General features: G+C 72.7%; 14 protein-coding genes and 1 tRNA gene. 10 read left to right on the forward strand and 5 right to left on the reverse strand.

What is annotated here, in order from left to right; translation table 11 throughout:
* Positions 1 to 45: 45 nt before the first annotated feature.
* From glmU to ACIPPM_RS26605, 3 genes are all read right to left on the reverse strand, one after another.
* Complete coding sequence (gene glmU, locus ACIPPM_RS26595) at positions 46 to 1,494, reverse strand: bifunctional UDP-N-acetylglucosamine diphosphorylase/glucosamine-1-phosphate N-acetyltransferase GlmU (protein ID WP_401452300.1); 1,449 nt, start codon at positions 1,492 to 1,494, stop codon at positions 46 to 48.
* 136 nt (positions 1,495 to 1,630) lie between these two features.
* Positions 1,631 to 1,701 (reverse strand) — tRNA-Gln (locus ACIPPM_RS26600).
* A gap of 11 nt (positions 1,702 to 1,712) precedes the next feature.
* Positions 1,713 to 2,594, reverse strand: coding sequence for a hypothetical protein (locus ACIPPM_RS26605; RefSeq protein ID WP_401452302.1), 882 nt, complete (start codon positions 2,592 to 2,594; stop codon positions 1,713 to 1,715).
* A 143-nt stretch (positions 2,595 to 2,737) separates the two neighbouring features.
* Between ACIPPM_RS26605 and ACIPPM_RS26610 the strand changes: the two genes are divergently transcribed.
* From ACIPPM_RS26610 to ACIPPM_RS26630, 5 genes are all read left to right on the forward strand, one after another.
* Entirely contained in the window at positions 2,738 to 4,054 is a 1,317-nt protein-coding gene (locus ACIPPM_RS26610) for a sensor histidine kinase (protein WP_401452304.1), read from the forward strand.
* A 177-nt stretch (positions 4,055 to 4,231) separates the two neighbouring features.
* On the forward strand, positions 4,232 to 4,762 hold the full coding sequence (locus ACIPPM_RS26615) for an EF-hand domain-containing protein (RefSeq protein WP_401452306.1): 531 nt from the start codon (positions 4,232 to 4,234) through the stop codon (positions 4,760 to 4,762).
* Between the two features lie 44 nt (positions 4,763 to 4,806).
* Positions 4,807 to 5,889 carry an isocitrate/isopropylmalate family dehydrogenase gene (locus ACIPPM_RS26620; protein ID WP_401452308.1) on the forward strand — a complete coding sequence of 361 codons (1,083 nt, stop codon included), beginning with the start codon at positions 4,807 to 4,809 and terminating at the stop codon, positions 5,887 to 5,889.
* Positions 5,886 to 6,560 carry a cysteine hydrolase family protein gene (locus ACIPPM_RS26625; protein ID WP_401452310.1) on the forward strand — a complete coding sequence of 225 codons (675 nt, stop codon included), beginning with the start codon at positions 5,886 to 5,888 and terminating at the stop codon, positions 6,558 to 6,560. The genes ACIPPM_RS26620 and ACIPPM_RS26625 overlap by 4 nt, the downstream gene beginning before the upstream one ends.
* A 2-nt stretch (positions 6,561 to 6,562) precedes the next feature.
* Positions 6,563 to 7,426 carry an SAM-dependent methyltransferase gene (locus ACIPPM_RS26630; RefSeq protein WP_401452312.1) on the forward strand — a complete coding sequence of 288 codons (864 nt, stop codon included), beginning with the start codon at positions 6,563 to 6,565 and terminating at the stop codon, positions 7,424 to 7,426.
* On the opposite strand, the gene ACIPPM_RS26635 is transcribed toward ACIPPM_RS26630, so the two are convergent.
* Positions 7,413 to 7,946: an SUKH-3 domain-containing protein gene (locus ACIPPM_RS26635; RefSeq protein ID WP_393595189.1), complete on the reverse strand. Its 534-nt coding sequence runs from the start codon at positions 7,944 to 7,946 to the stop codon at positions 7,413 to 7,415. The two genes, ACIPPM_RS26630 and ACIPPM_RS26635, sit on opposite strands and share 14 nt — an antisense overlap.
* 56 nt (positions 7,947 to 8,002) lie before the next feature.
* Positions 8,003 to 8,518 carry a YwqJ-related putative deaminase gene (locus tag ACIPPM_RS26640; protein WP_393595190.1) on the reverse strand — a complete coding sequence of 172 codons (516 nt, stop codon included), beginning with the start codon at positions 8,516 to 8,518 and terminating at the stop codon, positions 8,003 to 8,005.
* A 374-nt stretch (positions 8,519 to 8,892) separates the two neighbouring features.
* On the opposite strand from ACIPPM_RS26640, the gene ACIPPM_RS26645 reads away from it, so the two are divergent.
* The 5 genes from ACIPPM_RS26645 to ACIPPM_RS26665 all read left to right on the forward strand — a co-directional run bounded on the left by ACIPPM_RS26645 (position 8,893) and on the right by ACIPPM_RS26665 (position 17,231).
* Positions 8,893 to 9,897, forward strand: coding sequence for an SMI1/KNR4 family protein (locus ACIPPM_RS26645; protein ID WP_393595191.1), 1,005 nt, complete (start codon positions 8,893 to 8,895; stop codon positions 9,895 to 9,897).
* A gap of 10 nt (positions 9,898 to 9,907) precedes the next feature.
* On the forward strand, positions 9,908 to 12,364 hold the full coding sequence (locus ACIPPM_RS26650; RefSeq protein ID WP_401452314.1) for an SUKH-4 family immunity protein: 2,457 nt from the start codon (positions 9,908 to 9,910) through the stop codon (positions 12,362 to 12,364).
* 206 nt (positions 12,365 to 12,570) lie between these two features.
* Positions 12,571 to 13,437: a cellulose-binding protein gene (locus ACIPPM_RS26655; protein WP_401452316.1), complete on the forward strand. Its 867-nt coding sequence runs from the start codon at positions 12,571 to 12,573 to the stop codon at positions 13,435 to 13,437.
* Between the two features lie 429 nt (positions 13,438 to 13,866).
* Positions 13,867 to 14,655 carry an ABC transporter ATP-binding protein gene (locus tag ACIPPM_RS26660; RefSeq protein WP_401452318.1) on the forward strand — a complete coding sequence of 263 codons (789 nt, stop codon included), beginning with the start codon at positions 13,867 to 13,869 and terminating at the stop codon, positions 14,653 to 14,655.
* Positions 14,652 to 17,231, forward strand: coding sequence for an ABC transporter permease (locus ACIPPM_RS26665; RefSeq protein WP_401452320.1), 2,580 nt, complete (start codon positions 14,652 to 14,654; stop codon positions 17,229 to 17,231). Before ACIPPM_RS26660 ends, ACIPPM_RS26665 begins: the two co-directional genes overlap by 4 nt.
* The last annotated feature ends 228 nt before the right edge of the window (positions 17,232 to 17,459 follow it).

Here is a 17,459-nt window from a genome sequence, read left to right on the forward strand (position 1 = left end):
CACGGTACGCCGTGTTTGACGCAGCCGTTTCCGACGAGCCTTCCCTCAGCCCTCGTCCACGCCCGGCCGGGACGCCGCCTCCGCCGCCTTCGCGGCCGCGCTCCCGGGGCGCTTACGAGCCACCCAGCCCTCGATATTCCGCTGCTGACCACGGGCCACGGCCAGGGAACCGGGCGGCACATCCTTCGTGATCACGGACCCCGCACCGGTGTACGCGCCGTCCCCGACCGTGACAGGAGCCACAAACATGTTGTCCGAACCGGTCTTGCAATGCGACCCCACCGTCGTGTGGTGCTTGCTCTCACCGTCATAGTTCACGAACACGCTCGCCGCGCCGATGTTGGTGAAGTCACCGATCGTCGCGTCCCCCACGTACGACAGATGCGGAACCTTCGTCCCCTCACCGATCGACGCGTTCTTCGTCTCCACGTACGTACCGATCTTCGCCTTCACCCCCAGCCGCGTACCCGGCCGCAGATACGCGTACGGACCCACCGTCGCGCCCTCGCCGACCTCCGCGCCGTCCGCCACCGTGTTGTCCACACGCGCGCCCGCGCCCACCACCGTGTCGTTCAGGCGGCTGTTCGGGCCCACCTCCGCGCCCTCGTCGATCCGCGTGGCACCGGTGAGCTGCGTACCAGGGTGCACCACCGCGTCCCGGCCGAAACCGACCGTCACGTCCACCCACGTCGTCGCCGGGTCCACCACGGTCACGCCGTCCAGCATCGCGGCCGTCAGCAGACGGTCGTTCAGCGTCCGGCGCGCCTCCGCCAACTGCACCCGGTTGTTGATCCCGGCGATCTCCCGGTGGTCACCGGCCACCGAAGCGCCGACCCGGTGCCCGGCCGCCCGCAGGATGCCCAGCACATCGGTCAGGTACTCCTCGCCCTGACTGTTGTCCGTACGCACCTGCTTCAGCGCCTGCGCCAGCAGCCGGCCGTCGAACGCGAACACACCGCTGTTGATCTCGACGATCGCCCGCTGCTCGTCCGTCGCGTCCTTGTGCTCCACGATCGCCGTCACCGCGCCGCTCGCGCCGTCCCGCACGATCCGGCCGTAACCGGTCGCGTTCGGGACCTCGGCGGTCAGCACGGTCACCGCGTTGCCGTCGGCGTCGTGGGTGCCGGTGAGGGCCGCCAGGGTGTCCGCGGTCAGCAGGGGGGTGTCGCCGCAGACCACCACGACGGTGCCGTCGACCGGGCCGCCCAGCTCCTCCAGCGCCATCCGCACCGCGTGCCCGGTGCCGTTCTGCTGCTCCTGCACGGCCGTACGGACGCCGGGGTCGATCTCGGCGAGGTGCGCGGCGACCTGCTCACGGGCGTGACCGACGACGACCACCAGCTCGGCGGGGTCCAGTTCACGGGAGGCGGCCAGTACATGACCGACCAGGGAGCGGCCGCAGATCTGGTGCAGGACCTTCGGTGTGGCCGACTTCATACGGGTGCCCTCACCCGCTGCGAGAACGACGACGGCTGCCGGGCGAATGGCGCTCACGGGGTTGCCTTTCGGCTCTGGGAAGAGGTGGTGACTGGCGGCAGAATACCGGGGGGTGTTTCGGCGGACATGAGAGCGGGTCCCGCCGGGGGTGTGTACCGGTCGGGACCCGAACTTCGCATGTGGATGCTGTGGGCTCCCGGAGAAGGATTCGAACCCTCATTCAACGGACCAAAACCGTTTGTCCTGCCCTTAGACGATCCGGGATGAATAGCGCCCTATGTCCGATTCGATTGATCGGCTTCGGGCGCGGCTTCCACTATGCCGTACCAGGACCCCTCGATGCGACGGTACAAGTCTGCGCTTTTCAGGACTTTGATCACGAGGCAACCCCGGTATGTGTCGCCCGTGTTCCGCCGGACGGTCTTCGGATTGTGCTTCTTGAGAGAGGTCTTGTAGAAGGCGGAGCGGTCCGCCCCGACCAGCTCGGACCAGTACCGCTCGGCGCCGGGCACGTCCGCCGTCTCATGGATCATCACCGTGAAGCGCAGCCGCTCGCGCTCCACGCCCAGCAGGTCGAGCCACGCCAGAAAGGTCGTGATCATGCCGGGGTCGCTGTTGACGAACGTGACGTTCTCGCGGCGGTCGTAGGGCTTGTCCTTGGCGCCCTCGGCCCAGTAGAGCCCGACGCCGACGAGGAAGAGCTCCCGCTCGGACAGCGGGCCGACCGCCCGTCTCGCCTCGTCCTTGATCCGTCGGCGCTCCTCGTCGCGGACACGCAGCCTCTCCTCCCACCCCTTCCTGGCGATGGCCGCGGCCTCCTCGGGCGACCGCTTCCGCTCCGGCTTCGGCAGGTCCCGCACCCACAGGGACACCGAGCTGCGCGAGCAGCCCAGCGCCGCCTCGATCTGGTCGTATGTCCAGCCCTGGCGGCGGAGTTCCCGGGCCTGCTCCCGGAGGTCGTCCTTGGCGTTCGGGCGTTTGGTCCACTCCGGGGCCGGTTCGCCGTGGACGAGGCGGTTGAGGAGGTCGTTGTTGTGGACCTTCAGGTGGTCGCGGATCTGGCGGAGGCTCATGCCCTGGCGGCGGAGGGCGATGGCCTGGGCGCGGAGGTTCTCGAAGTCGGCGTACTCGTGTGTTTTGCCTGGTGAACTTGCCATTTGCATATCGTCCGGGCGGAATGTGGCGCTCCGGGGGCCCGTGCGGTGGAGTTCAGTAGTTCGAGTGACGGGCGGGGCGTGGTCCGGACGGGTAGGTGAAAGTCACCGGAAAAGCCGTCCTGGGCGCCCGTAGTCTGGAGGGCATGACCACGACGGGGGAAGACCACACCAGGGCGCCGACCGGCCCGTGGTGGTGGGAGAGACGGCGCGGTGCGGTGCTGGACGTGGCCCTGGGGCTGGCGTCGGCGGCGGAGTGCGGCGCGGAGGGTGTCCCGTTCGCGCGGGACGCGGGCCTGCCGCTGTGGCTCGGTGTCGTGTTCGGGGTGCTCGCGGGTTCGGTGCTGCTGGTGCGCCGGAAGTGGCCGGTCGCGGTGGTGCTGGTGGCGGTCGCGGTGACGCCCGCCGAGATGGGCCTGCTGATGGGCATCGTCGGCCTGTACACCCTGGCGGCGTGTGAGCTGCCGCGCCGGGTGATCGTGGCGCTGGCGGGGATGTCGCTGGTGGGCACGATGATCGTGACGTTCGTGCGGGTGCGCCAGGACATGGCGCGTGGGGATCTGACGCTGGGCGACTGGTTCGTGCCGTTCGCGGCGGTGGCGACCTCGCTGGGGGTGACCGCGCCGCCGGTGCTGCTGGGGTTGTACGTGGGTGCGCGCCGTCGGCTGATGGAGAGCCTGCGGGAGCGGGCGGACAGTCTGGAGCGGGAGCTGCAGCTGCTCGCGGAGCGTGCGGAGGAGCGTGCGGAGTGGGCGCGGGGCGAGGAGCGCACGCGGATCGCGCGGGAGATGCATGACGTGGTGGCGCACCGGGTGAGTCTGATGGTGGTGCACGCGGCGGCGTTGCAGGCGGTGGCGCGTAAGGACCCGGAGAAGGCGGTGCGGAACGCGGCGCTGGTGGGGGACATGGGTCGGCAGGCGCTGACGGAGCTGCGGGAGATGCTCGGGGTGCTGCGGTCGGGGGACGGGGTGCGGGCGCGGGTGCGGCCGGTGGCGGTGCCGTTGGCGGCGGTGGGTGTGGCGGCTGCGGAGGCGGCGTCGAAGGCGGCGGCCGAGGTGGTCGTGGTGGACGGGCCGTGGTTGTCGGAGCTGGAGGAGTTGGTGGGGCAGTCGGCGGCGGCCGGGATGGTGGTGGCGCTGTCGGTGGAGGGTGAGCTGCGGTCGTATCCGGCGGAGGTGGAGCAGACGGCGTACCGGGTGGTGCAGGAGGCGTTGACGAACGTCCACAAGCACGCGGCGGGTGCGAAGACGTATGTGCGGCTCGCTCATCGGTCGGCGGAGATCGCGATGCAGGTGGAGAACGATTCGCCGCCGGAGCCGGGGTCGGCGTCGGCGGGGTTGCCGTCGGGTGGCAATGGTCTGGTGGGGATGCGGGAGCGGGTCGTGTCCTTGGGGGGCGTGTTCGTGTCGGGTCCGACGGACGCGGGGGGTTTCCGGGTGTCGGCGGTGATTCCGGCGGCGTAGGGGCCGTGTTTTCGGGTGGCCGCTTCTGTCGTGTCCGGCGCTCAATCCTCGGTGTGTGCTGAATCCACCCATTGGATGAACGTGCCGGTCCGGTGGCATGGGTGGGGCTTCTGAGACGCAGTGTGTCGGTGCGTCCCGAGGTGTTCGGGGCGAGTCGGCGGAAGGGTCTGGGGAGTCATGCGTACTGAGGCCATCGACCGGGTGACGCTGGTGTTCTCGCTGTTCGACGCGAATGGCAACGGTCATCTGGACCCGGAGGACTTCGAGCTGATGGCGTCGCGGGTGACGGCGGCGGCGGAGGGTTCGGGGGAGGGTGCGCGGGCGCGGATGTCGGCGGCGTTCCAGCGGTACTGGGAGACGCTGGAGGCGGAGCTGGACGCGAACAAGGACGGGCGGATCACGCTGGAGGAGTTCCGGGCGTGTGTGCTGGCGCCGGAGCGGTTCGCGGGGACGGTGCGGGAGTTCGCGGAGTCGTTGGCGATGCTGGGTGATCCGGTCGGGGACGGGGTGGTCGGGCGTCCGTTGTTCACGGCGTTGATGCGGGCGATCGGTTTCGCGGGTCCGAACATCGACGCGTTGTTCGACGCGTTCGGTCCGGACGGGGAGGACCGGATCGCGGTGGCGACGTGGGTGGCGGGGATCGAGGACTTCTACGCGCCGGACAAGGCGGGGATTCCGGGGGACCACCTGGTGAGTGCGGTGGTCTGAGAGGGGGGCGGGGCGGGTCGGGTCGGGGAGAGGGGCGGTCCGGGGTGACGGTCGTGGGGCTCGCCGTGGGGCGGGGTACGGGTGCCGAGGTGGCGGCGGTCTTCGAGCGGGTGCTGGGGGTGCTGGCGGGGGCGTCCGGGGTGCCGGTGCGGGTGGAGCGCGCGGAGCGGGTCTATCACTCGTATGTGTCGTTGCGGGGTGAGGCGCCGGAGCGGATCGCGGCGCTGACCGAGGAGGACGCGGCGCATTACGAGGGGTTCTGCCGGGGGCTGGCGGGCCGGGGGGTCTCGGCGGTGTTCCGTACGGCGATCAACGCGCAGTCGTTGTATCTGGTGCGGCAGCGCCTTCGTGCGGTGAAGGTGGACGGGCTGGGGGGTCCGCCGGGTGGGGTGGCGCCGGAGCTGTTGTTGGTGCGGGATCAGGCGCAGGGGTTCTACACGGGGGCGAACCGGCATGGTCCGGGCCGGGTGGTGCGGACGATGGAGTTCTCCGAGGAGGTCACGAACGAGGTGATCGACTGCGCGCTGGCGCGGGCGCGGCTGGTGTGGCCGGGGGGTGGGGCGGCGCGGGTGGTGATGGCGTACAAGTTCCATCTGCTGGACGGGGCGCTGGACGACTGGGTGCGTGGGGCGGCGGCGCGGCATGGGGTGGAGATCCGGTTGTGTCAGCCGGACACGGTGAACCGGGATCTGATCGCGCATGGTCTGCCGCCGGGGACGGTGGTGGTGGCGGGGAACGAGTGGGCGGACATCATGCATGTGGTGCTGCTGGACCGGTTCGGGGGTGAGCGGCAGGAGAGCCGGTTCACGGAGAACGTGCATCTGCTGCCGGAGGTGGCGGGGCTGGTGGAGTTCCAGACGGTGCACGGCTCGGCGGACGATCTTCAGGGCCGTGATCTGGTGAATCCGGTGGCGACGATCCGGGCGGCGGCGGCCGTGGCGGAGCGGCATGTGGGGTGCCGGGGTGCGGTGGCGGCGGTGGAGGGGGTGCTCGCGGGGCTGGCGGCCCGGGGGGTGGGGACGGCCGATGTGGGTGGGTCGGCGTCGACCGGTGAGGTGGTGGCGGGGGTGCTGGCGGGGTTGGGGGTGCCGGGTCCGGGGGTGGACGCGCTGGTGGCGGGGGCGTGAGTGGCGCGGGGGGTGTGGTGCTGGTGGTGGTCGATCTGCAGAACGACTTCTGTGACGCGTCGGCCGCCGCCCGCCACGGGAGCGATCCGGGGGTGCTGGCGGAGGTGGCGGGTGCCGCGGCCGGGGTGGTGGACCAGGCGCGGGCGGCCGGGGTGGAGGTGGTCTTTGTCCGCTTCCTGGGGGACGAGGCGTATCAGGGGCCGAGCTGGCGGCGGCGTGACCGGGTGCTGGGGAAGCGGGCGAAGTGTGTGTCGGGGAGCCGGGGCGCGGAGTTCCACGGGGTGGTGCCCGCGGTGGGGGAGGCGGTGTTCACCAAGTACGCGTGTTTCGACGCGTTCCTGGTGGAGGGGTTCGAGCGGTACTTGCGGGAGCGGGGGGTGGTGCGGCTGGTGTTCGCGGGGGTGTTCACCGATGTGTGTGTGGATTCGACGGCGCGGACGGCGTTCCAGAAGGGGTTCGAGGTGTCGGTGCTGACGGACTGCACGACGCCGTTGCATCTCCCGGAGCCGCTGGTGCTGTCGTTCATGGAGCGGGTGTACGGGGCGCGGCTGACGACGTGTGCGGACCCGGAGTTGTGGGCCGCGCGTCCCTCGACCGAGGAGGAATCATCGCGACCGTCGGTACGGCGGACCGGCCCGGTGCCGGTGACTTCGGAGTGGACGCGGGAGTAGGGGTGACCGCGCTGCTGGTCGCGGCGGCGCGGGCGATCGAGGCGCGCCGTCCGGACGCGTTGGCGCGTGATCCGTGGGCGGAGTGTTTCGTGCGGGCGGCGCCGGTGTCGGCCGGGTGGCCGGTGTGTCCGGAGGAGGTGCCGCGCGGGGATGCCGACCCGGTGTGGGGGCGCCTCGCCCGGTATTTCGGGCTGCGGACGCGGGTGCTGGACGACGCGCTGCGTTCGGCGGCGCGGGCCGGGACCCGGCAGTTCGTGCTGTTGGGGGCGGGGCTGGACACGCGGGCGTTCCGGTTGGACTGGCCGTCGGGCAGCACGGTGTGGGAGGTGGACCGGCCCGGTGTGCTGGGTTTCAAGGAGCGGGTGCTGGCGGGGGCGGGTGCGGTGCCGTCGGCGGGGCGGGTGCCGGTGCCGGTGGATCTGCGTGGGGACTGGGCGGCGGCGCTGCTCGGTGCCGGTCTGGAGCCGGGGCTGCCGACGGCGTGGGTGGCGGAGGGGCTGTTGCTGTACCTTCCGGCGGACACCGAGCGCCGACTCATGGCCGTCGTCGATGAGTTGAGCGCGCCGGGCAGCATGCTGGGCTATGAGGTGAAGCTGTTGAAGGAGGCCCGCGCGGTGCGGGACAGCCCGGTGTACGTGGAGGCGCGGGAGCGGCTGGGGGTGGATCTGCCGGCCCTGTTCGACGGTGATCCGCGTCCGGACTCGGCGGTGGATCTGGCGGGCCGGGGCTGGCGGACGCGGGTGGGTACGCCGTACGACCATGTCCGCAGGTATGGCCGGGGGCCGCGGCCGGAGCCGGACGACGCGCTGGCGGCCAACCGCTGGGTGTGCGCGGTGAAGGGCGCGGCGGGGGTCAGCCGGTGGTGAGGCGGACGGGCTGGGTTCCGGCGATGAGCGCGGTCAGCGCGTGGTCGATGCCGGGGCCGAGGTACCAGTCGCCGGTGTGGTCGAGGGTGTAGACGCGGCCCTGGGTGTCGATGGCGAGGAGGGCGGCGGTGTCGGTCTCCTCGCCCAGCGGGCTGAGTTCGGTGCCGAGGGCGCGGCCGAGGTCGCCGAGGGTGCGGGCGAGGTGCAGGCCCTGGAGCGGGTCGAGGTGGAGGGCGGCGGGGGCGATCTGGCGTCCGGTGCCGGTGGGGGTGACGCGCAGTCCGCCGAACTCGGCCCAGGCTTCGACGGCGGCGGGGAAGACGGCGTGCCGGTGTCCGGCGGGGGAGAGGTGTTCGCGCAGGGTGTCGGCCCAGATCTCGGCCTGCTTTATGTCCCAGCGGCCGGGGTGCCAGCCCGCGGTGCGCAGCGCGTTGTCGACGGCGCCGGGGAAGCGGGGTGCGGTGCCGTCCGGTCCGTGGGGTGCGGCGAGCCTGGGGGATGAGGTGCGGTCGGGGTGCATCTGCCCTATCGATCGTCGTGCTGGTGAGCTGGTTCGGGGGCCCGGCGGGGGCGGGTTCAGTCGCCGGTGGTGGCCGGGTCGACGACGCGGACGCCGAAGTGGGCGGTGAGGGCGGCGCAGGCGCGGCAGGGGGTGGCGAAGCTGCCGTGCAGCGGGTCGCCGTCCTCGCGTATGCGGCGGGCGGTGAGCTTGGCGTGCTTCAGGGACTTGCGGGCCTCGCCGTTGGTCATGGGGCGGCGGGCGGAGCGCCTGCTGCGGGTGGCGTCGGCGGCGGTGAGGTGCCGGGAGATGAGGATGGTCTCGGCGCAGCGTCCGGTGAAGCGGTCGCGCTGGCCGCTGGTGAGGGTGTCGAGGAAGTCCTGCACGAGGTGGTGCAGGGGGGCGGGCTGGTCGCCGCGGGCGGCGGTGCCGGTGAGGGTGGCGCCGCGTACGGAGAGGGCGGCGGCGACGGCGGGCAGGATGCCGTCGCGGCGGTGCAGCAGGGCGGGGGCGGGAGGCTCGTTGCTGTCGCTCCAGCCGATGCGAGGGTCGCCGGCCCGCACGTCGGTACCTCCGGTCGGCATCGTGTTCATGATCGTCTTCCCTCCCCCGGGCCCGCGCCCGAGGGACACAGAGTGCCAAATGCCGTGGCCACTGCGGAAGCTGGGGCGGTGCGACACGCCAGGGCGGGGTTCACCCGTCACGGGTGGTGACGGCTGGTCACACAAGTGGCGGGCTTTCGGTGGGGTGTTCGAGGGGGTCGGGGGGTGGCGGGGTCGGACGGGGGCGGAGGACCGGGGTCCGGTGGGCCGGTGACCGGTGTGCGTGTACCGCATAGGCTGTCGGCACCGCGCCGGGGCGCGGCCTTTAGGCGTCGGTGACGTTGAAGACAGTCGGATACGGGTCGGGGCGTACCGGAGAGGGTGCGGTGCCCGGCTCGTACAGAGTGCCGCAGGGGGCAACCGCCATGACGACAGGTCGGCTCGGGCAGGAAGCCGCGCCGCCGAACGCGGCCTATGCCGGGCAGGTCGTGCACTTCCCGGACCCGGTGCGGGCGGCCCGCCATCCGCGCGGGGTGCGGATCGACGAGCACGGTCATCCCGACTTCGCGCCGTACGCGCGCGCGGCGGCCGAGATCGCGGAGCCCCCAGAGGGGTTCGGCGTCGACGAACTGCGGCTGACGGACTATGTGTCGGCCAACGCGGTGCTGGCGGCGTCGGGGCACGAGCTGTGGGACACGGTGCCCGAGGTGGCGACGCCGCACGGCTGGACGTGGCACCACGTGGCGAACTCCCGGCGTCTGGAGCTGGTCCCGGTCGAGGTGAAGGCGCTGCTGCGGCACCACGGCGGGGTGGCGACGGCGGTGGTGGACCACGCCAAGCGCGGCACCCGCCCGCTGAACGAGACGCGTCCGGCGCACTTCGCGCTCCCCAAGTCGGGGATCGCGGTGACGGAGTCGCAGGTGCAGGGCGTCGAGGAGGACCTCGGCTACCGGCTGCCCGGCGCCTACCGCTCGTTCCTGAAGGCGGCCGGAGGCTGCGCGCCGGTGGGTGCCGCGCTCGACGCCGAGCTGGGCCTGCTGCTGGACCAGCCGTTCTTCACGGTCCGGGACGAGGCCGCGGTCAACGACCTGGTGTACGTGAACAAGTGCCTGCGCGACCATCTGACCAAGGACTACCTGGGCGTCTCGTTCGTCCAGGGCGGTCTGGTCGCGGTGAAGGTGAAGGGCGAGCGGGCGGGCTCGGTGTGGTTCTGCGCGTACGACGACGTGCGGGACACCGACCCGTCGTGGTCGGCGGCGGAGCGCGTCGAGCGGCTGCTGCTGCCCTGCGGTGACGACTTCGACGCGTTCCTGTCCCGGCTGGCCGGTGATCCGCCGGAGCTGGACACGGTGGCGAGTCTGATGGTGGACGGCGGCTTCGCGCGGGCCGTCCCGGTGTCTCCGGCGTCCTCGGCGCCGGCGGGGGAGTGAGGTCCCGGTCATGGTGACGTTTGCGCGCGCGCAGGAGCGCGGCGAGGAATGGATCAACGGGGACGTCCCGGCGTACCAGCACCGTGAGGTGCGGGTGCGGGAGTTCGACCTCGGGTTCGTGGTGTGGGGCGAGGACCGTGCCGACGGGCCGCGTTCCGACGCGGGCGGCCAGCGGTTGGTCATCGCGCGGGACAGCGGCGAGGCCACGCTGTGGCCCGCGCTGCCGGTGGGCGAGGTCGTCCGCCGCTACGAGGAGCTGTACGGCCGCCCCGACGACGTCGAGGACGCGGCACCGGTGTCGCCCGCCGCGCGGGTGGACCTGAACCAGACGTCGTTCCTGCTGAGTCCTCCGGAGTGGTTGCAGGAGGCGGCTGACAAGCTGGGCATCCCGGACCGGCGTCAGGGTTCCGGAACGGGGGCCGGCCAGGGTTCGGGTACCGGGTCCGGTCCGGGGCTGGGCACCGGGTCCGGTCAGGGTTCGGACACTTTGCGTACGGGGTCGGGTCAGGGCTCGCCCTCGGTGCCCGCTCAAGGTTCTTCCGCGGGACTCGCCCGGACGCAGGCCGGGATGCCCGCCGCCGCTCCGGACAGCGGGGCCGCCTGGCCCGCCGCCAAGGGTGAGGCGGAGGAGAGCCGGGACGGGGACACCCCGTGGGCCGGTACGGACACCAACGCCGAGGGTGGCGAGGACCGTTCGGTGCCGCTGCCCGCGACGGTGTTCGCGCCGCCGCTCAACGACGGCACCCCGCCCCCGCCCGCCGCCGCGCCGGACGCGAAGACGGCCCTGATGTCGGGCGGCAGCCAGCTCCCGCCCACCGCCGTCGCGCCCGCGGTGGACGACACCGAGGTGTCCGCCCGGGGCACCGACACCCCGCCCGCTCCGGCCCGGCCGCTGCCCCCGCACGCCGGGGACATCGCCGACGCCGCGACCAGCAAGGCCCCGCCGCCGCCCCGCAGGCGCGGTCCCGGTCTGCCCCCGCACCCGCCGGGCGCCCCCGGCGCACCGGGCGCGCAGCCCGGCGCCGAGGGCTACGTACCGACGCAACTGGTGTCCTCGCTCGGCCCCGAGAACCCCGCCGGGCCCGGCGGGACGCCGCAGCCGCCCGCCGCCGCGGGCACCCCGGCACCGCCCCGGCCCGCCGGAGCGCCCGGCGCCGTGCACCACGCGGAGACCGTGCTGTCCCCGCCGTCGCCCGGCGGCCCCGGCGTACCCCCGCCGTCCGCCCCCGGCACGCCCCCCGCGCCCGGCACCCAGCCGACGGCCGGGATGCCACCCGTACCCGGCATGCCGCCGGGCCCGCCGCCCGCGCCGCAGCCGATGCCGCACGCGGGACCGCCGCAGCAGGGCGCGCCCATGCCGCCGCCCGGTGCCATGCCGCCACCGGGAGCGATGCCGCCTCCGGCCGGTGCCATGCCGCCGCCCGGTGCGATGCCGCCCCCGGCCGCGTCGATGCCGGGGCAGCCGGGCGCGTACGGGTATCCGCCGCAGGGGCAGCCCATGGTGGGCCCCGGCTACCAGGCGGTGCTGCGCTACCGCGCCCACGACGGCTCGGAGCAGCAGCTCATCCGGCGTTCCGCGCCGGGCACCCCGCACCCGGAGTGGCAGATCTTCCACGAGCTGCGCGCGATGAACGTGCCGCCGGACCAGGTGCTGGAGCTGCACACCGAGCTGGAGTCCTGCGAACTGCCGGGCGCGTACTGCGCGCGGATGATCCGGGAGCAGTGGCCGCAGGCGCGGATCGCGTCCATCGCGCCGTACGGCACGGACCATGCGAGCCGTCAGGAGGGCATGCAGGAACTGCTGGCCCATCAGGGCGAGCTGCACCAGGTCGCGGACGGTCCCGCGCGGCCCGCGCCGGTGCGGGCGCCGCTGCCGCCGGTGCCGCCCGTGCCGCCGATCCCGCCGGAGGGCGTCGCGCAGGAGCTGGCGGCGGTGTTCGGTCCCGGCGTGTACCGGTTCGAGCAGCAGGCGGTGGCCCGGCAGGGGGTGCCGCCGGTCGTGGCGCACACCCTGGTGGTGGCCGGACTGCCGCTGGACATGGGCCCGTTCTTCTGGGCGCAGGCCCAGCCGGGCCGTCCGGTGCCGACGCTGGCGGAGCTGGCGGCCGAGCGCGGGGTGGCCCCGGCCTCGGACGCGGGGTCCTACCTGGTGATGGGCACGGACTTCGGCAAGGCGATCTGCGTCCAGTACGGCACGGCGAACATCGTGGCCGTGCCGGTGGAGAGCGGGCCGGGCGGTGCGTCGGTGCCGCCGCAGTTCGTCAACTCGGGGCTGCCCGAGTTCGCGCGCTGCCTGGCCCTGCTGGGCCGGATGTGGCGGCTGCGCTACGGCCTGAACCAGGAGCAGGCGGCCCGCTGGACCGTCGACTTCCAGGCCCAGCTGGCGGCCCTGGACCCGGCCGCGCTGGCGTCGCCGGAGAGCTGGTGGTCGGTGCTGCTGGAGCAGATGTGGGACGGGCTGCTTTAGCGCGCGTGTCCGCTGAAACGTGGGGCCCTTCACCGGTTCGGGTGAAGGGCCCCACGGCGTCTCCCGCCCGCTCCTGCTCCGGTGTCATCGGCGGAGTGTCGCGTTATGCACACTTATGACCCGACCGGCAGGATATGCGGGAAATCATCCTGTCGGGTATGTCCGACGGATTGACGGATCGACGGATTCGACGGAGAGGGGTCCCGGTGAGCGGCACAGCGAGGACACCGCGCGGCTACCGCCCCGACCAGGTCGACACGTTCCTGGCGGCGCTCTCCCGCGACCGGGACGCGGCCTGGGAGCGGGCGGCCCGGCTGACCGTGCTGGCCAGGCGGATGGAGACCGAGGCCGCGCGGCTCGGCGAGACGGCCGCGGGGCTCGCCCCGCAGGAGTACGACGTCCTCGGCGAGCGGGCCCGGCACGCGTTCCGGCTGCTGCGCGAGGAGGCGGCCGCCGTGCGCGAGGCGGCCCGCGAGGAGGCACGGCACCGGGTCGCGCGGGCCGAGCGGGACGCGGCCGGTGTGGTGCGGGCCGCGCGGGAGGCTGCGGACGCGCTGTGCGCCGGGGCCGAGGAGGAGGCCGGTCGGCTGCTGCTGGCTGCGCGCACCGAGGCGGACGGCGTACGCGTGGACGCCCGGCGCGAGGTACGGGAACTGCGCGGGCACGCCCTAGCGGCGCTGCGCGAGGCGCGCGCCCACACCGCCACGATGCCCGCGGCGCAGGAGGCCGAGCGCACGGAGCGCCGGGCGGCGGCCGAACGCGCGGACATGGAGCGGGCGGTGACGGCCGAGGCCCGCCTCGCCGAGCGGACGGCGCGCGCGGAGGCCGAACTCGCGGCGGCCGGAAGGGCACTGGAAGAGGCTACGCTCCGGGCCCGCCACCGCCAGGACGAGGCGCACGCGCGCGCCGCCGAGATCGTCGCCGCGGCCCGCCGCCACGAGGAGCGCACCGCCCGCGAGACCGAACACGTGCTGCGTGAACACAGCGACACCTGGGACGACGTGCAGGCCCAGACGAGCCGCGTACGCGACCACCTCACGGAGCTGACCGGCCAGGTCGCCGCCGCACGGTGACGCCGGGTCATGGAGTGCCCCGCGGGACGGGTTGACCCTGACGCGGCGTAAGGGTGGAGGCTGAGCCGGGTCCGGGGTGGAGGCCCATCCGGGTCGGGGTGGAGACGACCCTGAGAAGGGCTCCACCCGGCGGTGGAGTACCCCTAGGGGTATCTCCGTACACGGGCTCGGGGAGGGTTCGTCCCCGCGGAGGACGAGGGCGGCCCCGCCCCGTCCTTAGTCTGGTCTCATGCCGCCAGGGGGGCGGTTGGCCGAACCCCGGGGGTGGGGATTTCCCCCGGGGAGACGGGGGTCCGCACCAGCGTGCGGCACCCCCGGTCGCGGCCAGACTCGAGGCGTAGCGCACGGACGTACCGGCCCGCACCACTCCACTCCCGCATCGCACCGCGATCCAGGGTGCCCGCGATCGACCCGCATAGGAGACATACCGTGACATCGGCTGTGACCATTCCCAGGCACGGGGGCACTGGAGGGCCTACGGCCGTGGCCGCGCGGGCGCGGCAGGTCGTGAAGGCGTACGGGGCCGGGGAGACCCGCGTCGTCGCCCTCGACCACGTCGACGTGGACATCGCCCGCGGCCAGTTCACCGCGATCATGGGCCCCTCCGGGTCCGGCAAGTCCACCCTGATGCACTGCCTCGCCGGTCTGGACACCGTGACCAGCGGTCAGATCTACCTGGACGACACCGAGATCACCGGCCTGAAGGACAAGAAGCTCACCCGGCTGCGCCGCGACCGGATCGGCTTCATCTTCCAGGCGTTCAACCTGCTGCCGACGCTGAACGCGCTGGAGAACATCACGCTGCCCATGGACATCGCGGGCCGCAAGCCCGACAAGGCGTGGCTGGACCGGGTCGTGGAGACCGTCGGGCTCGTGGACCGGCTCAGGCACCGGCCCGCCCAGCTCTCCGGCGGCCAGCAGCAGCGCGTCGCCGTGGCCCGCGCGCTCGCCGCCCGACCGGAGATCATCTTCGGTGACGAGCCGACCGGAAACCTCGACTCCCGCGCCGGTGCCGAGATCCTCGGCTTCCTGCGCCGCTCGGTGGACGAACTGGGTCAGACCATCGTCATGGTCACCCACGACCCCGTCGCCGCCTCCTACGCGGACCGCGTGCTCTACCTCGCCGACGGCCGGATCGTGGACGAGATGCTCAAGCCCACGGCCGAACAGGTCCTGGACCGCATGAAGGACTTCGACGCGCGGGGGCGGACCTCATGACCGTCCTGAAGACCTCGCTGCGCAACTTCCTCGCGCACAAGGGCCGGATGGCGCTCTCCGCGATCGCGGTCCTGCTGTCGGTGGCGTTCGTCTGCGGCACGCTGGTGTTCACCGACACCATGAACACCACCTTCGACAAGCTCTTCCAGGCGACGTCCTCCGACGTCACGGTGAGCGCCAAGGGTGCCTCCGACACCGGGGAGACCACCTCCGACACCGGCAAGCCGCCCGTACTGCCCGCCGCCGTCGTCGGTGAGATCGAGCGGGCGCCGGGCGTGAAGTCGGCCGAGGGCACGGTGTTCTCCACCTCGGTCACCGTGGTCGACGGCGACAAGAACAAGCTGTCGCCCACCAGTGGCGCGCCGACCATCGTCGGCAACTGGAACGGCAACGACGCCCGCACCATGAAGATCACCACCGGTGCGGCGCCCAAGGACTCCGGCCAGATCATGGTCGACGCCGACACCGCGAAGAAGCACCATCTGAAGCTCGGCGACGACATCGGCGTCATCACCGCCGTCGGCACGCACCACGCGCGCGTGTCCGGCATCGCCACCTTCACCGTCACCAACCCCGGCGCGGCGATCTTCTACCTGGACACCAGGACCGCCCAGCAGGCCCTGGTCGGCCGCACCGGCGTCTACACCAACGTCAACGTCACCGCCGCCTCGGGCGTCACCGACGCCCGCCTGAAGCAGGACGTGAGCGCCGCCCTCGGCACCGGGTACAAGGTGCAGACCGCCAAGGAGGTGGCCGACGCCAACCAGCAGGACGTGAAGGGCTTCCTCGACGTCATGCGGTACGCGATGCTCGGCTTCGCCGGGGTCGCCTTCCTGGTCGGCATCTTCCTGATCATCAACACCTTCTCGATGCTGGTCGCCCAGCGGACCCGCGAGATCGGCCTGATGCGGGCCATCGGCTCCTCCCGCCGCCAGGTCAACCGCTCGGTGCTGATCGAGGCCCTGCTGCTCGGTGTCATCGGCTCCCTGCTCGGCGTGGGCGCCGGGGTCGGCATCGCCGTCGGCCTGATGCAGCTCATGGGCCAGATGGGCATGCACCTGTCTACCGACGACCTGACGGTCGCCTGGACCACCCCGGTCGCCGGTGTGGTGCTCGGCGTCGTCGTCACCGTCCTCGCCGCCTACCTCCCGGCCCGCCGCGCGGGCAAGGTCTCCCCGATGGCCGCCCTGCGCGACGCGGGCGCCCCGGCCGACGCCAGGGCCGGGGTGATCCGCGCGGTGATCGGCCTGGTCCTCACCGGCGCGGGCACGGCGGGCCTGTTCGCGGCCGCCGCCGCCGACAAGGCCGGCGTCGGCTCGGCCTGGCTGGGCCTCGGCGTGGTGCTCACCCTGATCGGCTTCGTGGTGATCGGCCCGCTGCTCGCCTCCGGCGTGGTGCGCGTCCTCGGCGCGATCGTCCTCAGGGTCTTCGGCCCCGTCGGCCGCATGGCCGAGCGCAACGCGCTGCGCAACCCGCGCCGCACCGGTGCCACCGGCGCCGCCCTGATGATCGGCCTCGCCCTGGTGGCCTGCCTGTCGGTGGTCGGCTCGTCCATGGTGGCCTCCGCCACCGACCAGCTCGACAAGACGGTGGGCGCGGACTTCATCGTCCAGAGCGACAACGGCTCCGTCATCACCCCGCAGGCCGTCGAGGCGCTCAAGAAGACCCCGGACCTGGAGCGGGTCACCGAGTACAAGCTCCTGCCCGCCGCGCTGACCACCCCGGACGGCAAGGTCGCCAAGAACGAGACGATCAACGCGGCCGACCCCTCCTACGCGCAGGACCTGCGCTCCGAGACCGTCGCGGGCGACCTCGCCGACGCCTACCGCCCCGACTCCATGTCCGTCTTCGAGGGCTTCGCGAAGGAGCACGGACTGAAGATCGGCTCCAAGGTCGACGTCGCCTTCAAGGGCGGACGCACCGCGGCGCTGACGGTCCGCGCGATCACCAGCGACGACGCCGCGATCGACCGGGGCGCGATGTACGCCTCCATCGCCACGGTGAAGAAGTACGTGCCCGCCGACAGGATGCCGCTCGACATGCTGTTCTTCGCCACCGCCAAGGAGGGCAAGCAGGACGCCGCGTACACGTCGCTCAAGGCGGCCCTGCACGACTACCCGCAGTACACCGTGCGCGACCAGACCGACTACAAGGAGGCCCTCAAGGACCAGATCGGGCAACTGCTCAACCTGGTCTACGGCCTCCTCGCGCTGGCGATCATCGTCGCCGTCCTCGGCGTGGTGAACACCCTCGCCCTGTCGGTGGTCGAGCGGACCCGCGAGATCGGCCTGATGCGCGCGATCGGCCTCTCCCGCAGGCAGCTGCGCCGCATGATCCGCCTGGAGTCCGTGGTCATCGCCCTCTTCGGCGCCCTCCTCGGCCTCGGCCTGGGCATGGGCTGGGGCGCCTCCGCCCAGAAACTCCTGGCCCTCCAGGGCCTCATGGTGCTGGAGATTCCCTGGCCCACGATCATCACCGTGTTCCTCGCCTCGGCCTTCGTGGGGCTGTTCGCGGCGCTGATCCCGGCGTTCAGGGCGGGGCGGATGAACGTGCTGAGCGCGATCGCCACGGAGTAGGGGGAGTGAGGGGGGTCGGTGCCGGGGGCTTGGGGGCTCCCGGCACCGGCGTGTTTTGGGTGGGGTGGTTGCTGGGGTGGTTGCTTGGGGTGTTTGCCTTCCAAGCCGCCCCTGTCAGCCAACCGAGACGGGCGGGCCGGGTGGCCAAACGGGGGTCCAGGGGGCAGAGCCCCCTGGTACACCCACTGCAGCACAGGCCCCCCAGGAAGCAGACGTTATCCACAGCCC

This window comes from Streptomyces sp. NPDC090119, assembly GCF_044747085.1.
Classification (GTDB): domain Bacteria; phylum Actinomycetota; class Actinomycetes; order Streptomycetales; family Streptomycetaceae; genus Streptomyces.